Origin of the sequence: Myxococcus sp. AB036A, from assembly GCF_006547355.1 — a bacterium.
Classification (GTDB): domain Bacteria; phylum Myxococcota; class Myxococcia; order Myxococcales; family Myxococcaceae; genus Myxococcus; species Myxococcus virescens.
The window spans coordinates 1-21858 of sequence record NZ_VHLC01000065.1; the positions used below are offsets into that span (position 1 = coordinate 1).

Consider the following 21858-nt stretch of genomic DNA (forward strand, 5'->3'; position numbering starts at 1 on the left):
GTGGGCGGGGGTGGGCGGGGAAGGGTGCCGCCGCCCACCCCCGCGCACGCAACGGAGGGGGGGCGGCGCGCTAGAGGCCGTACGTCTCCAGCAGCTTCAACCACACCTCGCTCATGGTGGGGAACGACGGCACCGCGTGCCATAACGTGTCGAGCGGCACCTCTCCCGCCACGGCGATGGTGGCCGCATGGAGCATCTCTCCCACCTCCGGCCCGGTGAACGTGGCGCCCACGAGCACCCGGCGCTTCTCGTCCACCACCCACTTCACGGTGCCCGTGAGGCCCTTGCCCACCAGCGACGTGCCGGGCACGTCCTGGAGCTGTTGCTCCACCGTGCGCACCGGCAGCCCGGCTTCGCGTGCCTTGGCCTCGGTGAGGCCCACGCTGGCCACCTGCGGGTGGGTGAAGACGACTTGTGGGGTGGCCTTCGCGTCCGCCCAGGCCCTTGCCTGTTTGCCCGCGATGACGTCGCCCACCATGCGGGCCTGGTACTTGCCCATATGGGTGAGGAGGTTGCGGCCATTGGTGTCGCCGCACGCGTAGAGCCAGCCGCCGTCCACGCCCTTCGCGCGGAGCTGGTCATCCACCTCCACGGGCTTGCCGCCCTCGAGCCCCACCGTCTCCAGCCCGATTCCTTCCGTGCGGGGCACGCGGCCCATGGCCACCAGGATTTCGTCCGCGACGACCTGCTCGCCATTGGACAGCGTCACCGTCACCTCGCCCTTGCCGCCGGGCCGCTGGACGCGCGTCACGTTCATTCCCAGCAGCACGCGCGCGCCGGCATCTCGCAGCGCCTGGGCCACCTGCTCTCCGGCGAAGGGCTCCGCGCGGGAGAGCAATCTCTTTCCGCGCTGCACCAGCGTCACCTCGGAGCCCAGCGAGCGCCACGCCTGGGCCAGCTCCACACCGACCGCGCCGCCGCCCAGCACCACCAGCCGCTTGGGCACCTGTCTGGCGCCGGTGCCCTGGCGGTTGTCCCAGGGCTGGGCGTCCTTCAGCCCCGGGATGTCCGGGATGCGCGGATGGCTGCCGGTGGCCAGCACCACGGCTTTTCGGGCCTCCAGCTCCCGCACGGTTCCGTCCTTGTTCTCCACGCGCACCTTGCGCGGGCCGGTGAGCTTGCCGGTGCCCCGCACCACCTTCAGCTTCGCGCCCTCGGCCCACTTCACCTGGGAGTCGTCCTGGTAGTCGTTGACCATCGAATCCCGGTGGGCCAGCACCGCGCGCGCGTCGATGCCCTCCTGGAGCTTCTCGCGCACGCCGGCGGCATGCTCCGCCAGCCACCGCGCTTCGCTCGGGCGCAGCAAGGCCTTGCTGGGAATGCAGGCCCAGTACGAGCACTCGCCGCCGAGCAGCTCATGCTCCACCAACGCCACCGACAGCCCGGCCTCCGCGGCGCGCGCACCGGAGACCTCACCCGCGGGGCCTGCCCCTATCACCACCACGTCGAACGCTTCCGCCATGTGCCTTCACCTCGTGCCCGCTGCGTAGCGCGGCGGCGGGCCATGCCCACGGCCGCGGTGAGACGCACGTCCGCTGCTGGAAAGTGAGGGTGGTCACCCGCCGACACCGGACACAGGGCACGGGCCCGAGGGGTGGTTGGCTGTCAGGTCTGCCCGCGTCCTGTCGTCCGGGGCTGTCGCTTGACGCGGGCAGGGTGGCGGTCACATCTTGTCTGCGCAGCATCACGGTCCGCGCGGGAGTCACGCACGCGGCGGGAGGTGTGCCATGGGACGTGTCTTGAATGGAGTCTCGGGTCGCTCCGCGCTGAACGTGCTGAACCGGGTGGGCCGCCTCCCTCGCTGAGCGGGACGGAGCGCGCTTCCAGGGTCTTGGATTCGGCATGTGCGCGGAGCCTTTGCCTCCGTGCAATGGGCCGGCGTGTGTCTCGTGCGTCGCTGACGGCTTGAAGCCGGGAGCGCACGAGGGGCACGCGCGGCCTTCTGGGAACCGTTCGTCCTCTCATGTCCTCTTCCAGGAATCGCCGTACCTCGTCATCGCGCCATCTGCGCGTGCAGTCTCATCTGTCCCAAGAAGTCTCCCGCACCTTCCGGGGTGAGCTGTCCGACCCGAGGCTCGAAGGCGTCGCGCTGACGTCCTTCGAGCTGTCGCCGGACGGCCGCCTCGTTCGCATCGGCTACACCGTCACGCCCGAAGCCGCGGCTGGCGGCCTTCGTCCCCTGCAGGCGGCGCTCGAAGGCGCCAGCGGCTACCTGCGCTCGCAGCTCGCGGAGCACCTCGACCTCAAGCGCGTGCCGCAGCTTCGCTTCATCTACATCGGCGTCTCGGAGCACACGCCCGGAGCGGCGGAGGAGGGCGAGTCATGATGCCCCGTCTCCTTCCGCCTGCGCCGGGCTGCAGGCCCATCCTCGTCTGGGCCCGAGCGCTGCCTCCCGGCGCGGAGAAGCAACTGCGTCACATCGCCTCCCAGCCCTATGTCGTGGAGCACGTGGCCGCCATGCCGGACCTCCATGTCGCATCCGGCATCGCAGTGGGCACCGTCTTCGCCACCGAGCACCACGTCGTACCGGGGGCCCTGGGCGGAGACCTGGGCTGCGGCGTGAGCGCCTGGCGTTTCCCACTCACCTCGGGCCTTCCCGGACGGGACCTGCTGGAGCGCGTGCTGTCTCAACTGGCCGAGCGCATCCCCGTGGGTGACGCCGCCCACCGGGGCCGGGGGCTGCCCTTGCCCCCGGCGCTGGAGTCACCGCCCCTGTCCACCCAGAAGCTGTGCCATGCCTGGGAGCGGCTGGCGCCCAGACACCTGGCGACGCTCGGGGGCGGTAACCACTTCCTCGAACTGGACCGGGATGCGGACGGGGCCCTCTGGCTGCTGCTGCACACCGGCTCGCGGGGCGTCGGCGCGGCCATCGCGGACCACCACGTGCGGGTGGCCCGGGCGCTCGGGGAGGGCGGCTTGCCGGCCCTGGACATCCACACCGCCGAGGGCGCCGCCTGCCTCGCCGACACGCAGTGGGCCTGCCGCTTCGCGCTCGCCAATCGGGAGGCCATCGCCGCTCGCGCGCTGGATGTCCTGGAGGAAGCCCTGGGCGTGGCCGCCGACCCCACGTCGGCCGTGGACGTGCACCACAACCACGTCGCCCAGGAGGAGCACGGGGGTCGCATGCTGTGGGTCCACCGCAAGGGTGCGGTGGGGCTCCAGGCCGGCCAACGCGGGCTCATCCCGGGTTCCATGGGGACGGCGTCCTACGTCGTGGAGGGCCGGGGCGAGCCGCGTGCCTTCCGCTCCTGCTCACACGGGGCGGGCCGCGTCCTCACCCGTGCGGAGGCACGGGCGCGCATCCGCCCGGCGGCGCTGGAGCACGTGCTGCGCCGCGTGGTGTACGACAAGGGGCGCGCCGCCGCCCTGGTGGAGGAGGCACCCGCCGCCTACCGCGACATCACCGAGGTGCTGGAGGACGAGGCCGACCTCGTCCGGCCGCTCCTGCGCCTGACACCGCTCGCCGTCCTCAAGGGCTGACCGGGAAGGGGGGAGGCCGCTCCTGGCGAGAATCCGGGGGCGGCTTTACTCCAGGTGTAATGGGAGAGCGACAATGCGCCCGGCTTCGGCCGTCACCGGGGCCCGGGCGAGGGGTCCAGTGGCTGACATTGCAGAGAACCGCGTCAGGGGAGTTCCCCGCACCCGTCGGGATGCCGTACACTCGGACACCAGAAGTACACGAGAGAACCTGCTGGGGCGTCGTCTAATGGCAGGACATCAGACTTTGACTCTGAGTATCAAGGTTCGAATCCTTGCGCCCCAGCCACTCCGCTCCGGGGGGACGCGGTAGCCATGCGTCCGTCCCGTGCATGAAGGACGGTGGGCCGATGCCGCAGAAGACACTCCTTCTGGTCTCCGTGGGTAGCCCGCCAGCCTCTCTCTTGAGGGACTTGCAGGACCCGCTGGCGGCGCAAATGGGTGTCGCGGCCGTGGTGTCGAAGACGGTATTGCCGACGCCCGCCTACGCCTTCAACAAGGACCGTGGCCAGTACCACTGCAACGCCATCATGCGGCGGCTGACGCCCATGCTGGAGCCCGGCCAGTTCGCCGTGTTGGGCATCTCTGACGTGGACCTCTTCGTCCCGGACTCGCCTTTCGTCTTCGGGGAAGCGGACCGCGAGTCGAAGACGGCGGTGATGAGCCTCCATCGCCTGGCCCAGGGCGCCGCCAGCGACATGTTGCGGCGCCGCGCGCAGGTGGAGGTGGTGCACCAGGCGGGACACCTGCTCGGGTTGTCCTACTGCGAGGACCCTCGGTGCGTGATGTTCTTCGCGCAGACGCCGCAGGACTGCGACCGCAAGCAACTGTCGCTCTGCAACCTCTGCCGCAACGAGCTCCAGAAGCTCAACCGCTGACATTGACCGTGCGTTGAATCACCCGTGGCGCGTTGACGTCAGTCCCGGTGCGCTCTGTAGTACGGGGCTCTCTATCGGCCGGGAAGCGGAGTGACGACGATGACGGGCAAGCGGAGGTTCCTCGGAGCGGTCTTGGCGGTGGGGATGTTGGGGGGCTGCGAGCCCCTGGACGACGGTGGCGGTGGCGGCATCGGGGACGTCCTCTTCACCCGCGGCTTCGCCTTCGTGCGCGAGGACGACCGCAACGTCTTCGTGGTGGACGACAACGGCGACGCCAACAGCCCGCAGCGGCTGACCAACGTGGGCGGCGCCTACTGGCCTTCCGTGTCGCGAGACGGCCGCAGCGTGGTGTTCGTCCAGCGCAGCGGCGGTACCACCTCGTTGCTGACGGTGCCCACCTCGGGCGGCACGCCCTCCACGCTGTTCCGGGCGAATGATTCGACGTGCGCGCGCGGCTGCTCCAACTTCCGCACGCCCACCTTCAGTCCGGACGGGCGCAGCGTCGTCTTCGTCTTCTCGCCGGGCAACAGCTCCCAGACGGCGCTGGCGCGCATCAACACGGACGGCAGCGGCTTCCAGGAGCTCACGCCCAACAACGTCATCGCCTACGGCGCGCCGTCCTTCCTGCCCAACGGGAGCGCGGTGCTGGCGGGGGCGGGCAGCGGGTTGAACCAGCTCGACCAGCTTGCGCACGTGCCGCTCAACGGAGGCACCATCACCTACTCCTCCCTGAGCGCGGGCGTGCAGTTCGTGGAGAACCGCGTGGCGGTGTCTCCGAACGGCTCCCAGGTGGCGCTGGATGGGCGCCTGTCCTCCGGTGGCACGCGCATCTTCGTGGGGCAGTTGTCGGGCTCGAACGTGGGGGCGCTCCAGCGCGTCACCAGCGGCGGGACGGGCGAGGAGTCGTGGCCGAGCTGGACGGGAGCCGGCCAGATGGGCTTCCTCATCAGCGCTGGCGGGAGTGACACGGGCATCTACCGCGCGAACCTGAGCACGGGCTCGGTGTCGCTGGCGGTGCCCAGCGCCACGGAGCCGTCCTACGGGCCGATTTGACCTGGAGCCGCACCTCGGACCCGGTGGGGTGGCGCCAGCGCCGCCCGTCGGGCATCTGAGGGGAGGCGGTTCGGGCCGGATTCGCGCCGTGGGGGGCGCCTGCGGTAGCCTGACGCATGGAGATGCCGGCATGAGCGAGTCACCTGACAGCAAGTCCCTCGCCTCTGGCGCGCAATCCCAGGAACCGATCCTGGGGAGCCGGGCCGGCCATCTGGTGGGCTTCGATGCCAGTGGCGCGGTGCTCGTGGATTTTCCGGGGAACGCCTCGGGCCCGGTGGCCGCGCGGCTCGCCGTCGTCGTGGAGCCGAAGTCGCTCCAGGCCGCCGTCGCCCAGCGCCAGAAGGCGGTGCTCCTCTTCGAGAACGGAGACGCCCGGCTGCCCTTCGTCATGGGGCTCATCCAGGAGCCCAGCGCGACGCCGCTGTTGGACGCGTTGCTGGAATCACCCCCTCCAGAAGCCGCGCTGCGCCCGACAGAGGCCCATGTCGACGGCAAGCGCGTCGTCATCGAGGGCCAGGACGAAGTCGTCCTCAAGTGCGGTGAGGCCAGCATCACCTTGCGCCGCAACGGCAAGGTCATCGTGAAAGGCACCTACCTGGAGTCGCGCGCCTCCGGCACCCACCGAATCAAGGGCGGCACGGTCGAAATCAACTGACGCTCTGGACGTAAGGCGACCTGCGTGGACGCCACGTCCAACACGACGCGGCACGGGCCGCCGACGGGCGGGGGGCGCAGCCTCCCTGCCGAGCGGCGTGCTGTGAGCCAGGGCGCCGAGCGCCCGGGGGCAACTGGCGTCCCAGGGCGCGAGGCGCGATGCTGCCGCGCGGAGGTCTGACGATGTCCCTCTTCGATGCCGTGCTGGCGGGCGACCGTGACGCCGTGGAGTCCCACCTGTCCGCTGGAGCGGACCCGAACCCCTTCGACGAGGAGGGGCGCACGCCGCTGATGGCCGCGGCCCGCGCGGGGCGAGCGGACCTGGTGCAACGCCTCCTGGAGGCGGGAGCGGACCCCGAGCTGACGGACAGCATCGGCGAGTCCGCGCTCATCATGGCCGCGGCGCACGGGCACACCGAGGTCTGCCAGTGGCTGATGCCTCACGCGCGCGCGGATGACCAGGACCTGGCCCGCACGCTGCTCTCCGGCCTGGGCATCACCGACCTGCGCTTGGACGCGCCGCCTCCGCCGGACAACAGCTTCCGCCGCAAGCTCGCCTCCGCGGGGGCGTATGTCTCCGGCAAGCTGGGGGACGACGGCGCCACCAAGCGGCTGGAGCGCGTCCTGCGCTCGGAGAAGCAGCGCAAGCCCTGAAACAGCGAAGGCCCGGGGCTTCAGGTGGAAGCCTCCGGGCCCTTGCGTGAAGCGAAGCAGCGGGCGGGCCCTTCAGCGGGCCCGCCGCACCACTGGCGCTACTCCGGCTTGGCGCTCACCGTGGCGCTGGGGGCCACGGTGCCCACCGCGCCGCTCTTGGTCTCCAGCGCGTCGGCGACCAGCTCGGTGATGTCCTTGATCTTGATGTTCTCCTCACGGCCGGTGTCGTTCACCGCGTCAGAGAGCATCGTGGAGCAGAACGGGCACGCCACCGCGACGATGCCGCTGCCGCCCTTCTCCTTGTAGTCGCCCACCTGGCCCGGCTTCTTCTTGTCCGCGGCGTTGGGGTAGGGCGTGTTCGGGTCCTCGGCGTGCTTCAGCGTGAGCGCGGCCTCGTTCAACCGGTTGTGGTTGATGCGCGTGCCAATGTGCTCCTCCATCCACATGCGGCCGCCGCCGGCGCCGCAGCAGAAGCCCTCGCGCTTGCTGCGCTGCATCTCCACCACCTCGAGCCCGGGGATGCTGTTGAGCACCTCGCGGGGGGCGTCATAGACGCCGTTGTGGCGGCCCAGGTAGCAGGGGTCGTGGTAGGTGAGCTTGCTGTTCATCACCGCGGAGAGCTTGATGCGCTTCTCCTTCAGCAGCTCGTTGATGAGCTGCGTGTGGTTGATGACGCGGTACTCGCCGCCGAACTCCGGGTACTCGTTCTTGATGGTGTTGAAGCAGTGCGGGCACTGGGTGATGACGGCCTTCACGCCCATCGAGTTCCACGTCTCGACGTTCGTCTTCGCCATCGTCTGGAACAGGTACTCGTTGCCCATGCGGCGCGCGGAGTCGCCGTTGCACATCTCCTGCTTCGACAGCGTGGCGAAGCTCACGCCCGCCTCGCGCAGAATCTTCACCAGCGCGCGGCTGACCTTCTTCTGCTTGTCGTCGTAGCTGCCCGCGCAGCCCACGAAGAAGAGGTACTCGTAGGGGCCTCCGTCGTCACCCCACGTGGGGAGCGCCAGGTCCTCCGCCCACTCGTCGCGCCGGTCCTGGCCCAGGCCCCAGGGGTTGCCCTGGCGCTCGATGCCCTCGAACACGCGCTGGATTTCGGGGGGGAACTCCGCCTTCACCTGCACCTGGTAGCGGCGCATGTCGATGAGGCGCGGAACGTTCTCGATGAACACCGGGCAGGCCTGCTCGCACCAGCCGCAGCTCGTGCACGCCCACACCGTCTCCGCCGACAGCGCGCTGCCGACGATTTCGGGCAGCGGCTCCTTGATGCCATTGGGGCCGTAGCCTTCCTCCACCCACTGCTCGTTGTCCCAGATCCAATGCTTCAGGTCCTGGTTGACGCCCTTGTGGGTGAGCGGCTTGCCGGTGATGTACGTCGGACAGTGCGTCTGGCAGCGGCCACACTCCGTACAGGAGTAGAGGTCCATGCCCTGCTTCCACGTCAGGTCCTTCACCGTGGCGGTGCCGAAGTCCTCCTTCTCCAGGTCCGGCGTGGGCAGCTTGCCGGTGGAGTGGGTGCGCTGGAAGAAGACGGTGGGCAGGCCGGTGATGATGTGGAAGTGCTTGCCGATGGGCAGGAAGTTCAGGAACGCCAGGATGATGACCAGGTGAACCCAGAAGCCGGCCGTGCCCACCACGTGCGCGGCGGTGGCGCCCAGCGGCATCATCGCCAGGCCCGTCAGGCTGGTGAACGGCTCCCACCACACCAGCGCGGCGGGGGACTGAGGCACCTGCGAGGCGCCCACCTGCGCCTGCGCGGCGTGCGCGGCCACCATGTGGCTGCCACCGAACAGGAACTCGGAGACCATCAGCCCGCCGATGAAGCACAGGATGAGGTACGCCTCCCACGACGGCGTCATGCGGTCCGGCTTCACCTTCCAGCGGACCCAGATGTAGTAGGCCACGCCCAGCAGGGCCAGCGCGGCGACCACGTCCTTGGCCAGCAGGTAGAGCTTGTAGACGAAGAGCAGCGCGGATTGATCCGCCCAGAACGGGTGGCCCAGGTCGGTCAGCACGTCCAGCGCCGTGGTCGAAAACCCCATGGCGAAGAGCATGACGGTGCGCAGGGCCAGCACCATGAAGGCCGCGTAGATGAGGACGTGGAACAGGCCCGGCGTGAACTCCTCCGGGTCCACCAGTCGCTTCTGGCCAAGGCCAAAGCGCACCAGCTGCGCCACGCGGAAGGGGATGTTGTCGAGCCGGTTCTCCTTCTTCATCGCGAGCAGGACGCCCACGCGACCGGACATGGTCATGACGAAGATGGGAATGGCGAGGGCTAGCAACAGGCCGGTGATGATGGGACTCATGGGACTCTGAGGACCTCTCGGGCGCGGCAGACAGGCCCGGGCTGCCGCGTCGCGGCAATTCTTGAGTGCACTTCAACCCTAACAGGGGTGATTCTCGAATCAAGCACCCTGCTGCCCCAGGTGTCCTTCACTGGAGAACGCGGCCCGGGTCCTCTGGGGAGTGAGCGGCCATCGCACGGATTTACCAGTGGCGGACGGCAGCCAGGCACCCTTTGAAAATACTCGGGCGTAAATCGCTGTGGGGGTTCCTTTCTCGGGCTCAGGGCTTACCTTGTGCGATTGCCACGGGCACTGTCTGACGTCTGACTGTTCGTAACTGCCTGTAAATACGAATACTCCTCACTGGAGGGCAGGCAGGTAGGCAAGCGGGCGACATGGCCCCCGGAACTTTGAGACCCCAAGGGCTTTACAACGCGAGGCGACATCACCAACATGGTCGGTAAATCGGTCAACGATTAATGGAGCGGGCCTCGCATGGGGCGGGCCCGGGTCGACCGAAGCGGGATGCCCCCCTTCACCTGGGTGGTCTCCAGAGGAGCCGGCGATGGTTCACGACGACACCACGTACATGGACGATGAAGGTTTGCCTTATGTGGATCCGCGGCAGGACGGTGGCGCGGAGTCTTCTGAGGCCGATGAGGGCGCGCCCGGCCGCCGTTGGGGCTACTCCGAAGAGTCGTGGGGCGGCTGGACTGCGGCCGAGTAATTCGCGGCCCCCGCGGCCGGTGGATGCGCGGGGGCATTAGCGGTAACCGGGGCAATGGATACCCGCGTGGTGGCTCCCTCAGGGTGAGCCCCCGGGCCCAGGGTTCGCGGCCCCACGTCAGAATGGGCGGCCTGCCTGCCCGTCACCTTTCCCTCATTTCTGCGTCAACCTCTCCGGCGGCCACGAACGGCCGTGGTTCGAGGGTGAGGAGCGACGTCATGAAGGTGCTGTGGTGCTGGCGGTGCCGGATGGACCTGCCCATGCTCGACGAGGAGGAGTTCGCGCGGATCAACCTCCTGCTCCAGCGCAAGCAACTCCGGAACGAGGCAGGCATCTCGTCCCTCAAGCACGCCTTCACGCCTGCTCTCCGGGAGTACGAGCGGCTGACCGGCTTCCACGAGACGAACATCAACGCGGTCTTGCACCACCGGCTGATTCTCTTCGGCCCGCCGTGCACCGCCTGCGGCAAGCCGCTGAGGACCCCCCAGGCCCGGTACTGTGCGGCCTGCGGCGCGTCGCGGCGGCCAGCACCTTCCTGAGGGGCTGCCCGTGTGGGTGTGCCGCATCCTGGCTGGCCCCCTTGCTCCAAAGCACGACTCCCGACATTCTCAGACCCCGCAGCCTGCCCGAGAGCGTCCCCCTCTCCCGTGCGTTGTGGCCCATGAGACTTCCGGCATCGGGGGCGGTCCGCTCCCGCAGATTGATTCGCGGCACAATGCCTCGTGCGACCACGGGGGAGTACGTATGAAGCAGACGGCCTGGGCAGTGGAGCGTGACGCCGAACATGGCCGCGAGGTGCTCCTCCTCGTCACCCTGGAAGCCGACGCTGACGCCCCCCGCGCGCCCGTGGCCATCAACCTCGCTTTGGATCGCAGCGCCTCCATGCGGGGCGTGCCGCTGCTCGCCGCGGTGCAGGCCGCCCAGGCGCTCGTGGAGCGCGCCAGCCCACGCGACTACCTGGGCCTGCTCACCTTCGACGCCGAGCCCGAGCAGGTCCTCCCCATGCGGGCCATGGACCCCAACGCCCGCGCGCAGCTCCTCAAGGTGCTCGCGCGCCTGGAGTCCGGCGAGGGGACCGCCTTGCATGAGGCCGTGGAGCGCGCCTCGGAGTCCGCCCGCCGCGTGCTCGTGCCCGGCGCCCGGCCTCAGGTGCTGATGCTTACCGATGGTGAGCCCTCGGTGGGGCCGTCGCAGCTCGCCGAGTTCAAGACCCAGGGCGCCCGCATCGCCGAGTCTGGCGTCATGCTCCACGCGCTGGGGCTGGGCCGCCACTACCTGCCCGACATCCTGGAGGCACTCACCAGCCCCTCCGGTACCGGCTTCGTGCACGTGGATGACCCGGAAGGTTTGCCCATGGCCGTGGGCCAACTGGGCGCCGAGCTCTTCGGTGAAGTCGTCGCCGACGCGCGCGTGCACGTGCTGCCCACGGGCTTCGCCGACGTCCGCTGCCGTCACCGCTATCCCTCGCGCGTGGAAGGCGACGCCATGAGCGCCACCCTGGGCGCCATCTCCCAGGCCTTCCCGCGCCGCGTCCTCTTCTCGGGCATGTTGGGGGACGCGGAGTGGAACCTGGGCGTGTCCACGTCCTACTCCGAGCGCGGCGATACGCGGCGCATCAGCGTGCCCGTGACGCGTGTGCTGCCCGACAGTGACGCGGGCCGCTTCGTGCGCGCCGTGTCCGCCGAGCTGGACCTGGTCGCCGGTGAAGCCGCCGCGTGGAAGGCCCTGGGCCGCCGTCACCAGGACGCTGCGGAGCGGGCGCTGGAGGCCGCGGATGTCGCCCTCTACAAGCTCGCTCGGCTCGGCTCGGCGGAGGTGCCCGCGCAACGCCACGTGGAGCGGCTGGCGGACCTGCGCCGGGTGATAGAGCGCCGGGCAAACAAGCTCCCCGCGCTGGTGATGCGCCGCGCGCACTCCGAGGTCTCCCGCATCACCATGAGCCGCGTGGGCCCCGCGGCGCCCGCGCTGCTGCCCTGGAAGACCGAGGACTGACGCCCGTCGCTCGGCTGCCCTTGTGGGTTCATGACGTCACCTCTGTGACGCTGTAACCCCTCCTGCTCGGACTGTCCGCCTGGGAGTGGGCGTGGCGCGTCATGCGAGGGGAATGCCCGCCTGCCCGGATGGTTCACTGTGCTCGGAGGCACGTGTCTGCCGCTGGCGGGCCGGCCTCCTCTGGGTTAACGGGAGTCGCATGACGCATCAGCAGTCCAAGAGGCTCGGCGTTGTTGGTGGAATCGGACTGCTGCTGGTGGCGGCGGTCGCGTGGGCGGACCTGCCTGCGTCGGCGGTGGCATCGAGCGCGCCGGACGAAGGCGACCCTCGCATCGAGGGTGCCCTCCTGGTGGACGCCACCCAGGTGAAGCCGGGAGACACCTTCCGCGTGGGCGTGCGTTTCCGGTTGGATCCGGGCTGGCACGTCTACTGGAAGAACCCGGGCGACTCCGGCCTGGAGACGGAAGTGGCGTGGGACACGCCCGGCGTCACCGTGGGGCCGCTGCAGTGGCCCTTCCCGCAGACGTTCCGCACGCCCGACGGCTTCATCACCACCCATGGCTATGACGGTGAGGCCATCCTCATCGCCGACGCGAAGGCGGTGGAAGGGCCCTCCACGGGCCTGCTGACGGTGTCCGCCGCCGTGGAAGCGCTGGTGTGCGAGGTGCACTGCATTCCCGCGGAGCTGATGCTGACGCGCTCCATTCCCCTGGGTCCCCAGACGGTGCGCGACGCGGAGACGGCGGCTGCCTTCGACACCGAGCTGGCCAAGGTACCCCGTCCCGCGAAGGACAGCGGCCACGCGGCGACGGTGGCGCTGGATGCGCCGCAGCTCACCGCGGGCCAGGATTTCACCGGCACGCTCACCCTGACGGCCTCGGGCGGCGCGGTGGTGCCCGCGGTGGAAGGTGACTTCTTCGTCGCCGACCGCATCCCCGGCGTCGTGCGCGTGGGGTTGGCCTCGGACGGTCCGGGCCGCTTCAAGCTCAAGGGCAAGGCGGAGCCGGACGTGCAGGCGTCGGCGCCGGGCCTGACGGGCGTGATGCGCCTGGGCACGGCGGCCACGGGCTACCAGTACCTCGAGGTGGCGGCGCCGCTGGCCCCCATGGTGGCGGCCGGTGGCGCGGCTGGGACGCCGGCTGCGGTGAGGCCGCCGTCGGTGAAGGACAGCATCGCGGCGGTGAAGCCGGTGGGCGCCGCCATCGCCACGCCGCCCGCGGCCGAGTCGTCCATGGGCCTGGGGCTGGCGCTGGTGTTCGCCTTCTTCGGCGGCGCGCTGCTCAACCTGATGCCGTGCGTGTTCCCCGTGCTGGCGCTCAAGGCCTACGGCTTCACGCGCATGGTGCAGCAGGAGAAGGGCCGCGTCGGCGCGCATGCGGCGGCCTACGCGGCGGGCATCATCGGCACCATGCTGCTGCTGGCCAGCGTCGTGCTGGCGGTGCGCGCGGGTGGCGCGAGCGTGGGCTGGGGCTTCCAGTTCCAGGAGCCGCTCTTCGTCGCGGGTGTGTGCGCGGTGTTGGTCGCCTTCGCGCTCAACCTCTTCGGTGTCTTCAACGTGGGCCTGGACGGCACGGCGCTGGCGGGCAAGGTGGACCAGAGCCATGGCCTGATGCACAGCGCTGGCGAGGGCGTGCTGGCCGTGGTGCTGGCCACGCCGTGCTCGGCGCCGCTGCTGGGCACCGCGGTGGGCTTCGCCTTCGCGGCGGGCCCCGTGACGGTGCTGGCCGTCTTCACCGCGCTGGGCCTGGGGCTCGCGCTGCCCTTCTGCGTGCTGGTGCTGGTGCCCGGGTTGGCGAAGAAGCTGCCCAAGCCGGGCGCGTGGATGGAGCGCTTCAAGCAGGTGCTGGGCTTCGCGCTGCTGGCCACCACCGTCTGGCTGGTGTGGGTGATGGGCGGGCTGGCCGGCGTGGACGGCATGGCGCGGCTGCTGGCGTTCCTGGTCGCGGTGGGACTCGTCACGTGGCTGTACGGCCAGGGGCAGGCGCAGGACGGCATGCGCAAGCTGGCCACCGTGGCGGTGGCCGCGGGCGTGCTGGTGGCGTCAGGGCTGGTGACGTTGCGTTTCGATGACCAGGGCCCCGTGGAGGCGCCTCGGGGCGGGTCCACGGTGGCGCAGGCGCAGCCGTGGAGCGCGGACGCGGTGAACGCGGCGCTGGCGGCGGGCCAGCCGGTGTTCATCGACTTCACGGCGGACTGGTGCCTCACCTGCAAGTTCAACGAGCGCACCGTGCTGTCCACCGATGAGGTGCGTGACGCCTTCAAGAAGCACCAGGTGGCCTTCTTCATCGCGGACTGGACGCGCCGGGACGCGAGCATCACCACCAAGCTGGCCGAGCACGGCCGGGCCGGTGTGCCCATGTACCTGGTGATGAGCCCGGGTGCACCCGACAAGCCGGAGGTGCTGCCGGAGCTGCTCACGCCGGGCGTGGTGACGGACGCCGTGAAGCGCGCGGCGGCGTGTGCGCCCTCGAAGCTGGGCGACGGCGCGAACGTCCTCTGCGCTGCGGGTTTCCCAAGTCACTGAAGTCGCGCTGTCTTCCCCGCAGTCCCCAAAACGCTGGAGGAACGCCATGAAGCAGGTCTTCACCGCACTCGCGCTGGGCACGTTGTTCGTGGGGGCGCCCGCCCTCGCCGACGCGGAAGTTGGCAAGCCCGCGCCGACCTTCACGCTGAAGGACGAGTCCGGCAAGGAGCACACGCTGGCGCAGTACAAGGGCAAGGTCGTGGTCCTGGAGTGGACCAACCCCGAGTGCCCCTTCGTTCAGCGGCACTACAAGAACGACACGATGGTCACCACGCTGAAGGGCTTCGACGCGAAGAAGGTGGTGTGGCTGGCGGTGGACTCCACCGCGCACAACACCCCGGAGAAGTCCGCGGCGTGGAAGAAGGAAGAGGGCTTCCCCTACCCGGTTCTCCAGGACGCGAGCGGCACGGTAGGCAAGTCCTATGGCGCGAAGACGACGCCGCACATGTACGTCATCGACGAGGCGGGTGTTGTCCGCTACGCGGGCGCCATCGACGATGACCCGCGCGGCAAGAACGCCAAGCCGGCCAACCATGTGAAGACGGCGGTGGATGCGGTGGTGGGTGGCCAGCAGGTCCCGGCGAGCACCACCACGCCCTACGGCTGCTCGGTGAAGTACAAGAGCTAGCGCTGGCTCGGTTGTGTTGATTCCCGAAGGCCCTCGTCCCTGCTGGGGCGGGGGCCTTCTGCTTGGGCGGCAGGCAACGGCGCCATGGCAGGTGCCTTGTCCGGTGCGAGGGCGGTTCGGACCTTTCCCTCTGAAAGGGGAAACGACCATGGCCGACAACAAGGGCAGTCCGGTACGGGGCGACGAGCGGATGGACACGACGCGCCCGGAAGAACTGGAGCGCGAGGCGCGGCACCAGAAAGGCCCGGTGCGAGGCGACGTGACGGACGAAGACGTGGGCGAAGACCGCATCCTCCAGAAGGGGATTGGCGGCTACGGCGCTCAGAAGGGCACCGAGCCGGCGCGCGAGGCACCTCCGCTGAGTGACGACCACGGACGTCATTGAGGTACGGGCCTGGGGACAGCCCGCCCGCAGGCAAGGCCGCGAAGAAGCCAGACGGGGGCTGAGGCGCCATCCCGCGACGACGTCATGGGCGCTTGTTGGACCCGCGCGATGCGCCAGGTATCCCGTGCTCCTGTTGCACGGAGGTCGTGCGCCCGGCCTCGCGTGGAATCGTGAGCAGCGAGCACAGCGCTCCCACGGCGCACAGGCCGGCGGACACCCAGAGCGCGCGCCGTGTGCCCACCAGGAAGTCCATGCCGGTGTCGCCAGCGAGGCCGCCCAGCAGCGGCAGCAGCGCCACCGCGAGCAGGCCGGCGATGCGGGCCACGGCGTTGTTCACGCCGGAGGCGATGCCCGCGTAGCGGTCCTCGACGGCGCCGAGCACCACCGCCGTGAGCGGGCCTACGGTGAGCGCCAGCCCCAGTCCCAGCACCAGGATGCCGGGCAGCACGGTGCTGACGTAGTCACCTCCACGCTGGATGCGCGTCAGGAGCGCCAGCCCCAGGCCCGCGAGCAGCGGCCCCGCCGTCATCAACGGACGTGCGCCGATGTGCCCCGCGAGCCGTCCCACGGAAGGTGAGAACAGAAGCAGCATCAGCGTGATGGGGAGCAGCGCTGCTCCCGCGCCGAGCGCCGAATAGCCGAGCTGCTGCTGCAGGGCGAGCACCACCAGGAAGGTGGCGCCTCCGAGCGCGAAGTACACGACGAGCGTGGTGAGGTTCGCGCCGGAGAAGGTGCGCGAGTGGAAGAGGGTGAGCGGAAGCATTGGCTCCCGCTGCCGTGCCTCCAGGACGAAGAACGCGGCCAGCAGGACGGCGCCTCCGGCCGCGGCGACAATGGCCGCCAGGGGCCAGCCGTGGGCGGGGCCTTCGATGAGCGCGTAGATGAGGCCACCCAGCCCAAGCGCCGCCGTCACGGAGCCCGCGACGTCCAACCCGCGCGCCCCTGTTTTCGGCGCGATGTCTGGCACGTGGCGCAGCGCCGCCCACGCGGTGAGCGCGGCCAGGGGCACGTTGAGGAAGAAGACGAAGCGCCATGAGCCCGCGTCCACGAGCCACCCACCCAGCAGCGGCCCCACGGCCGTGGTGACGCCGGACAGTCCGGCCCAGGCGGACACGGCGCGCTGCCGGTCCTGAGGCGGGAATGACGTGCGCAGCAAGGCGAGGCTCGCGGGCACCAGCAGCGCGGCTCCCACACCCTGCGCCGCGCGGAAGGCGGCCAGCGTCCAGGCGTTGGGCGCCAAGCCGCACAGCACCGACGTGACGGTGAAGGCGAGCATGCCCAGCAGGAAGACGCGTCGCTGGCCCTTCACGTCGCCGAGCGCGCCCCCGGTGAGCACCAGGGAGCCGAGCGTGAGCAGGTACGCGTCCACGGCCCATTGGAGGCCGGACAGGCCCGTGTGCAGCTCGCGGCCCATGGCGGGCAGGGCGACGTTGACGGCGGTGGAGTCGAGGAACGCCATGCCGCTGCCCAGCACGCTGGCGAGCAGCACACCCCGGCCGCGAGGACTGTCATAGGCGACGGTGGTGTCGGGGGCGTTGGTGGCCATGTGGCTCTACCGTGCGCCTGGGGCGCCGCGCGTGCCATCCGCCGCTGCGGGGTGGGGACGTGCCTCCAGTGGCTCGCCATCCTGGCTGGTGATCGCTGAAGGTCCTCGTACCCAGTGCCTACGCTGTAGAGGGCACTGGTCGCCCCAGTCACAGAGAGGTGTCACATGGAGCCGATTTGCGAGCACATCCAACAGGCCGGAGACCCGCCTCCGCACTCGCGAGGCTGCGAGGAATGCCTGGCCATGGGAGCAAGCTGGGTGCACCTGCGTCGCTGCCTGAGCTGTGGCCATGTGGGATGTTGTGATTCCTCGCCCAACCGGCATGCGACGAAGCACTTCCAGCAGTCGGCGCATCCCGTCGTCCAGTCCTTCGAGCCGGGGGAGGAGTGGGCCTGGTGCTACGAGGATGAACTCTTCACCGAGCACCGTCCGGCGCCATCGCACGACGCGCGGCTATGACGTGGGCCGTCATCCGCTATCATCCTCCGGGCCCGTTTCAGCTCGTGGGAAGAAAGGCGCGGCACCGCACCATGGACGCGTGGACTCTCGAAGGCTCGCGCATCACCGACCCGGACACGTTGAGCCGCCTGCGCGAGATGCTGGCGAACAAAAGCCCGCTCATCATCGAGCACCGCTTCTACCGGGAGACGCGCGCCCCGCACCGCTTCATCTGTGACGATGCCGACGTGCTGGACGAGTATCTCCAGGAGTCACGTCCTGGAGACTCGTTCTGCGTGTGGTCCTACAAGAGCCTCTGTCGGGGCGACAACCTGCTGCTCCAGGGGAAGATGCCGGACGCGCAGGGGCGGACGCCGGGCGGCGTGGCCTGAGTCAGGCGGCCACGGGCTCGATGCGCGGTCGCGTCCGTGCCCGGGCCGTCTTGCGGCCACGGCCCTTGCGCAGCAGGTCCAGCGTCACCTCGTCCTCCGTGGCCAGCGCCATGAGCCGCTGGAGGTCGTCCACGCTGTTCACCGGCCGCTGATTGATGGCCAGCAGCAAGTCATCCACCTGGAGTCCGGCCTCATGGGCAGGTGTCCCGTCCTGCACGCGGAGCACCTTCACCGCGCGGGACTGGCCGTTCTCCCGGGTGAGTCGTGCGTCCAGGCTCACCGCCGTCGCGGCGATGCCCAGGAAGCGTCGGTCCACCTTGCCACGTTGGATGAGCAGGCTGGCAATCCACGCCGCCGTGGTGGCGCTCACCGCGAAGCCGATACCTTGCGCGTAGGGCAACACCAGCGTGTTGAGGCCCACCACCTGTCCTCGCATGTTGAGCAGCGGCCCTCCGGAGTTGCCCGGATTGATGGCGGCATCCGTCTGGAGCATGCCCTCCAGCATGACGCCGTCGGGCAGGCTGATGCTGCGGTTGATGGCGCTCACCACGCCCAGCGACACGGACTGCTCCAGGTGGAACGGGTTGCCAATGGCCATGACGAGCTGGCCCACGCGCACCGACTCGGGCTCGGCGAGCGGCAGGGTGGGGAAGTCACCGCCCTCCGCGCGGACCACCGCCAGGTCGGTGGGGGCATCGCTGCCCACCAGGGTGCCGCGCAGCTCCTCTCCGTTGGAGAGCTGGACGGTGAGCTTGCGTGAGCCGCGCACCACCACGTGGCGGTTGGTGAGGACGTATCCGTCCGGTGTGAGGAAGAGGCCGGTGCCGTGGCCGCGTGCGTGCTCCACACCCACGACGGCGGGTGAGGCACGCGCCACCAGCGACTCCAAGTCATCCGAGAAGTGTTGCAGCAGTTTCATGGTGGCCTCCCTTCACGCGCGCTTGCCCACGGTGATGGGGACTTCGCGAACCTCTCCGGCGCGCAGCACGCGGACCTGGAGGGTGGTGCCCACCTTCTCATCGCTCAGGGCGCCGAGCAGGTCCTCCACGCCGTGGAGGGGCTGACCTCCCAGACTCACCAGGACGTCTCCGAGCAGCAGGCCCGCGTCATGCGCCGGGCCGTTCGGGTCCACGGAGAGGCAGATGAGGCCGTGCTCGTTCCCCGTGCCCAGGTGTGGGGGCAGACGCACGGGGCAGGCGCCCACGCCCAGGTAGCCACGCCGGATGCCCCCGTATTCCTTCAGTGAAGCAATCACGCGCGTGAGCGTGTCCGTGGCGATGACGACGGCGGCGGTGCGAGAGAAGGCGGCGCTGAGCAGACCGACAAGGCGTCCCTCGGTGTCCACCAGCGCGCCGCCGGAGAAGCCGGGCGGGAGGTCGGCATCCGTCTCCAGGTAACGCTCCACGCGGCCTCCGGCATGGGTGCGCCAGCCCTCGCCGTGGGTGCTGACCATGCCGAGCGTCGCGCGAGCCGTGCGGCCAGGGCGGCCCACGGCGATGACGAGGTGACCGACCTTCACGTCCTCCAACGGCGCGGAGGTCAGCGGCGCGAGGCCGGTGGCTTCGGCCTTGAGCAGGGCCAGGTCGGTGCTGGCGTCGCGGCCGACGAACTCGGCGGAGACGGTGCGGCCATCCGGCAAGCCGATGGGGAGCGGGCCCTCGTGCTCCGCGGCCTGGCTGGTGGTGAGGATGTGGCCCTCGGCATCCCAGACGATGCCGGTGGCGCCGCGCCTGCGCCGCGTCTCCACGCGGACGATGCCAGGCGCGGTGCGCTCGACGACGGAGGCGAGGGACTGGGACAGCGACTGGAGGAAGCCGGTGGGCATGGTGTGTTCCTTTCGAGGCAGAAGGTAAAGGCCTCGAAAAGGCGCCACATCGGCGGACCGGTCAGGTCGGGAACCTGCCCATTCGGGGAGGTCACCTCGTCTTTGGTTCAGCCTGCCTCGCGGAAACGCTCGTAGCGCGCCTCCAGGTACTCACGGCGCGGCCGGTGGGCAGGCGCCTCCGGCAGGATGCTCAGCGCCTGTCCGGCGAAGCCCTTGAGCCCGTACTCCAGCGTGGGGCCGTCGCGCTCGGCGAGCAGCCGGGGCGCGATTTCGATGATGCCGTCAGGACGGATGCCCAGCAGGTCCGTGTCGAAGGCCCCGTGGTGGAGTTTGCAGAGCGAGAGGCCGTTGGAGACTTCCGGCCTGCCGCGCTCGTCCCGGTCCGGGAGGATGTGCGCCGCGTCCAGCAACTCCGGCCGGGGGAACCGGCATACCGCGCACCGCTGCGAATAGGCCCGCAGCACGTGCTGACGGAACGCTGCTTGATGCAGCCGCTTCTTCATCTGGACCGTGGCGTAGCGACGCTCCAGGCTCAAGAGCTTCGGGTCCGCCGCGTGAAGCCTCGGGCGATGACGTCCCAGGACAGCACCTCGCCATGCCGGCGCACCAGATGTTGCAGCGCGTTCGTGGCGGCGACCCGGATGGGCCAGTCGAGGTCCTGGTTCGTCAACCCCGCCAGGCTACCAGGTCCAGGCAGGAGGCGAGGCCGTTGGGGCCGCTCCACGTTGCCCTCGGGGTGCCGGACCCCAGCTGGGAGCTCGCTGTTCGGAAATGTCGGGGGTTTTGTGGCGCCAAATGTCCCGACATTTCCGAACAGCGAGGTGCAAGGCCGCGCCGGGAGGGGCAGGGCGGAAGGCCTGATTCGCTCGTCTTGTGCCTGGAACCGGCCCACCAAGGGAGCGGTCCACGCGACTCCAGCCCCGCTGCTTCCCCCCGGCCCGCGCGTCCCTACGTTCTCCAGGAACTTCACGATGGCGAACGAAAGGTCAGCCTCATGGAAGAGACAGGCGAGCGCACGATAGGACAGCCGCAGGGTGTCATCCAGGGAGACCGCCGGGAGTTCGAGGAACTGCTGAAGGACTATGACACCGCCCTCCTCACCACCCGGGGTGCGGACGGACACTTCCACACGCGGCCCATGGCGGTGGCGAAGAAGCACAAGTCCGGCACCGTGCTCTGGTTCGCCACCTGGACGGACACGCAGAAAGTGCAGGACCTGGAGTCGGACCCGCACTGCTCGCTCGCCTTCCACGCGTCGGAGGACAGCGCCACGTATCTCTCCGTGTCGGGTGTGGCGGAAGTCGTCCGCGACCGGAGGGCCATCCATGACTTGTGGGAGCCCGGCTGGAAGCCCTGGTTCCCACAGGGCCCGGATGAGGGTGACATCGCCCTGCTGCGCTTCACGCCCGAGCACGCCGAATACGTCCACCCGGCAGGCGGAAAGCTCAAGGTGCTCTTCAGCACCGCGAAGGCGTTGGTGACGAAGCAGCGCCCCGACATCGCGCCCAAGAAGGAGTTGGACCTGCACTGAGCTTGGGCGAGCGCCCGGTTACCGCCGTTCCAGCAACGCGCCACCCGGCCCGAAGCCCAATGTGAGACACAACACGCGCGAGTGGTTCGCCAGCCGCGAATCACCCCGCGCGGCCTCCGTGGCCAGCTCCGCGTCATTGAGCACCAGCGCGGTCCCGCGGCCCTCGTTCCCCATGGCCGCCTGGAGGATGTCCGCCACCAGCGACTCGTGGCCTTCCCAGCCGTAAGTGCAGCCTCCGGGGACCAGCGATGCGTCCAGTGGACACGGCAGCGCGAGGCACAAGGCATCGGGCAGCCGTGCCGAGAACACGCGCAGGGCACTGGAGATGAACGCCACCGCCGCCTTCACATGTCGCCTGTCCGGTGGCCGCGCCATGCCGATGAAGTACCGGGGCAACAGCGCGGCGTCGCGCTCGAAGATGCGCGGGTCCGCTGTGGGGCTCACGCACTTGATGCCCGTCTGCCCCACGTCGAGCGCCACCGGATGCGCGGGCGCGAGCGGCGCCAGCAGACGCAGTCCCGCCAGGGCCGGAGCGAAGAGTGGATGCTCCGCCACGTACACAGGGCAGGGGAGCGCGGTCGACACACTCGAGAGCATGGCACCGAAGCCCTCCAGGCACACCAATCCGCCACTGAGCCACACGGCATCCACCGCGTGCCGCTTCACCAGCGTGGACAGCGCCACCGCGAGCGCCGGGCCCAGTCGGCCCGCGAGCGCCGGCTCGGGAACCCCCGCGCGACGGTCCGCATCCACGCGAGGCGCCCCGAGCAACTCCCACAGCTCGCGACCCATCACGGGCAGGTTCCACACCTCCAGCGGCGACACACCCGGTAGCACCAGACGCCACACGTCCCAATCACGCATGCAAT

The 21858-nt window shown here is 69.8% G+C and carries 23 protein-coding genes and 1 tRNA gene; 16 read left to right on the forward strand and 8 right to left on the reverse strand.

Annotation, left to right across the window (positions count from 1 at the left end):
• Positions 1–70 precede the first annotated feature (70 nt).
• On the reverse strand, positions 71–1462 hold the full coding sequence (locus FL344_RS24345) for an NAD(P)/FAD-dependent oxidoreductase (protein ID WP_141620198.1): 1392 nt from the start codon (positions 1460–1462) through the stop codon (positions 71–73).
• A 501-nt stretch (positions 1463–1963) separates the two neighbouring features.
• Here FL344_RS24345 and FL344_RS24350 point away from each other — a divergent pair.
• From FL344_RS24350 to FL344_RS24380, 7 genes are all read left to right on the forward strand, one after another.
• Positions 1964–2326: a ribosome-binding factor A gene (locus FL344_RS24350; RefSeq protein ID WP_141620199.1), complete on the forward strand. Its 363-nt coding sequence runs from the start codon at positions 1964–1966 to the stop codon at positions 2324–2326.
• Entirely contained in the window at positions 2323–3480 is a 1158-nt protein-coding gene (locus tag FL344_RS24355; RefSeq protein WP_141620200.1) for an RtcB family protein, read from the forward strand. Before FL344_RS24350 ends, FL344_RS24355 begins: the two co-directional genes overlap by 4 nt.
• Positions 3481–3692: 212 nt before the next feature.
• Positions 3693–3766, forward strand: a tRNA-Gln gene (locus tag FL344_RS24360).
• 61 nt (positions 3767–3827) lie between these two features.
• Positions 3828–4355 carry a non-proteolytic archaemetzincin-like protein gene (locus FL344_RS24365; protein WP_090490906.1) on the forward strand — a complete coding sequence of 176 codons (528 nt, stop codon included), beginning with the start codon at positions 3828–3830 and terminating at the stop codon, positions 4353–4355.
• Between the two features lie 90 nt (positions 4356–4445).
• On the forward strand, positions 4446–5408 hold the full coding sequence (locus FL344_RS24370) for a PD40 domain-containing protein (protein ID WP_141620201.1): 963 nt from the start codon (positions 4446–4448) through the stop codon (positions 5406–5408).
• Positions 5409–5538: 130 nt separating this feature from the next.
• Positions 5539–6063, forward strand: a complete 525-nt coding sequence (locus tag FL344_RS24375) for a DUF6484 domain-containing protein (RefSeq protein WP_141620202.1) — start codon at positions 5539–5541, stop codon at positions 6061–6063.
• A gap of 182 nt (positions 6064–6245) precedes the next feature.
• Positions 6246–6716, forward strand: a complete 471-nt coding sequence (locus FL344_RS24380; protein WP_186817950.1) for an ankyrin repeat domain-containing protein — start codon at positions 6246–6248, stop codon at positions 6714–6716.
• A 98-nt stretch (positions 6717–6814) separates the two neighbouring features.
• Here the strand turns inward: FL344_RS24380 and FL344_RS24385 are convergent, their stop codons facing one another.
• Entirely contained in the window at positions 6815–9022 is a 2208-nt protein-coding gene (locus FL344_RS24385; protein ID WP_141620203.1) for a (Fe-S)-binding protein, read from the reverse strand.
• Between the two features lie 544 nt (positions 9023–9566).
• Between FL344_RS24385 and FL344_RS38640 the strand changes: the two genes are divergently transcribed.
• The 6 genes from FL344_RS38640 to FL344_RS24410 all read left to right on the forward strand — a co-directional run bounded on the left by FL344_RS38640 (position 9567) and on the right by FL344_RS24410 (position 15257).
• Positions 9567–9728: a hypothetical protein gene (locus FL344_RS38640; protein ID WP_167371115.1), complete on the forward strand. Its 162-nt coding sequence runs from the start codon at positions 9567–9569 to the stop codon at positions 9726–9728.
• 218 nt (positions 9729–9946) lie between these two features.
• Positions 9947–10267, forward strand: coding sequence for a hypothetical protein (locus FL344_RS24390; protein ID WP_141620204.1), 321 nt, complete (start codon positions 9947–9949; stop codon positions 10265–10267).
• A gap of 205 nt (positions 10268–10472) precedes the next feature.
• Positions 10473–11720 (forward strand): VWA domain-containing protein, encoded by a 1248-nt coding sequence (locus FL344_RS24395; RefSeq protein ID WP_026114289.1) that lies wholly within the window; start codon positions 10473–10475, stop codon positions 11718–11720.
• Between the two features lie 199 nt (positions 11721–11919).
• On the forward strand, positions 11920–14244 hold the full coding sequence (locus FL344_RS24400; protein ID WP_141620205.1) for a protein-disulfide reductase DsbD: 2325 nt from the start codon (positions 11920–11922) through the stop codon (positions 14242–14244).
• 46 nt (positions 14245–14290) lie between these two features.
• Positions 14291–14872, forward strand: a complete 582-nt coding sequence (locus FL344_RS24405) for a thioredoxin family protein (RefSeq protein WP_141592815.1) — start codon at positions 14291–14293, stop codon at positions 14870–14872.
• 148 nt (positions 14873–15020) lie between these two features.
• Positions 15021–15257, forward strand: coding sequence for a hypothetical protein (locus FL344_RS24410; RefSeq protein WP_090490897.1), 237 nt, complete (start codon positions 15021–15023; stop codon positions 15255–15257).
• A gap of 82 nt (positions 15258–15339) precedes the next feature.
• Here FL344_RS24410 and FL344_RS24415 read toward each other — a convergent pair whose 3' ends face one another.
• Positions 15340–16803 carry an MFS transporter gene (locus FL344_RS24415; RefSeq protein WP_141620206.1) on the reverse strand — a complete coding sequence of 488 codons (1464 nt, stop codon included), beginning with the start codon at positions 16801–16803 and terminating at the stop codon, positions 15340–15342.
• 165 nt (positions 16804–16968) lie between these two features.
• Here FL344_RS24415 and FL344_RS24420 point away from each other — a divergent pair, with 165 nt between their 5' ends.
• The gene (locus FL344_RS24420) at positions 16969–17262 is read left to right on the forward strand and encodes a UBP-type zinc finger domain-containing protein (protein ID WP_141592817.1); all 294 of its coding nucleotides are present in this window, start codon (positions 16969–16971) and stop codon (positions 17260–17262) included.
• 71 nt (positions 17263–17333) lie between these two features.
• Positions 17334–17633, forward strand: coding sequence for a hypothetical protein (locus tag FL344_RS24425; protein WP_090490894.1), 300 nt, complete (start codon positions 17334–17336; stop codon positions 17631–17633).
• A gap of 1 nt (position 17634) precedes the next feature.
• Here FL344_RS24425 and FL344_RS24430 read toward each other — a convergent pair whose 3' ends face one another.
• The 4 genes from FL344_RS24430 to FL344_RS39300 form a co-directional block, all read right to left on the reverse strand.
• On the reverse strand, positions 17635–18552 hold the full coding sequence (locus FL344_RS24430; protein ID WP_141620207.1) for a S1C family serine protease: 918 nt from the start codon (positions 18550–18552) through the stop codon (positions 17635–17637).
• A gap of 12 nt (positions 18553–18564) precedes the next feature.
• On the reverse strand, positions 18565–19458 hold the full coding sequence (locus tag FL344_RS24435) for a S1C family serine protease (protein WP_194863233.1): 894 nt from the start codon (positions 19456–19458) through the stop codon (positions 18565–18567).
• A gap of 107 nt (positions 19459–19565) precedes the next feature.
• The gene (locus tag FL344_RS24440; protein WP_228565333.1) at positions 19566–19994 is read right to left on the reverse strand and encodes an HNH endonuclease; all 429 of its coding nucleotides are present in this window, start codon (positions 19992–19994) and stop codon (positions 19566–19568) included.
• Positions 19991–20128, reverse strand: coding sequence for a hypothetical protein (locus tag FL344_RS39300; protein WP_228565334.1), 138 nt, complete (start codon positions 20126–20128; stop codon positions 19991–19993). The genes FL344_RS24440 and FL344_RS39300 overlap by 4 nt, the downstream gene beginning before the upstream one ends.
• Positions 20129–20452: 324 nt before the next feature.
• Between FL344_RS39300 and FL344_RS24445 the strand changes: the two genes are divergently transcribed.
• Complete coding sequence (locus FL344_RS24445) at positions 20453–20989, forward strand: pyridoxamine 5'-phosphate oxidase family protein (RefSeq protein ID WP_141620209.1); 537 nt, start codon at positions 20453–20455, stop codon at positions 20987–20989.
• A gap of 18 nt (positions 20990–21007) precedes the next feature.
• Here the strand turns inward: FL344_RS24445 and FL344_RS24450 are convergent, their stop codons facing one another.
• Positions 21008–21853: an ROK family protein gene (locus tag FL344_RS24450; protein ID WP_228565335.1), complete on the reverse strand. Its 846-nt coding sequence runs from the start codon at positions 21851–21853 to the stop codon at positions 21008–21010.
• Between the last annotated feature and the right edge of the window lie 5 nt (positions 21854–21858).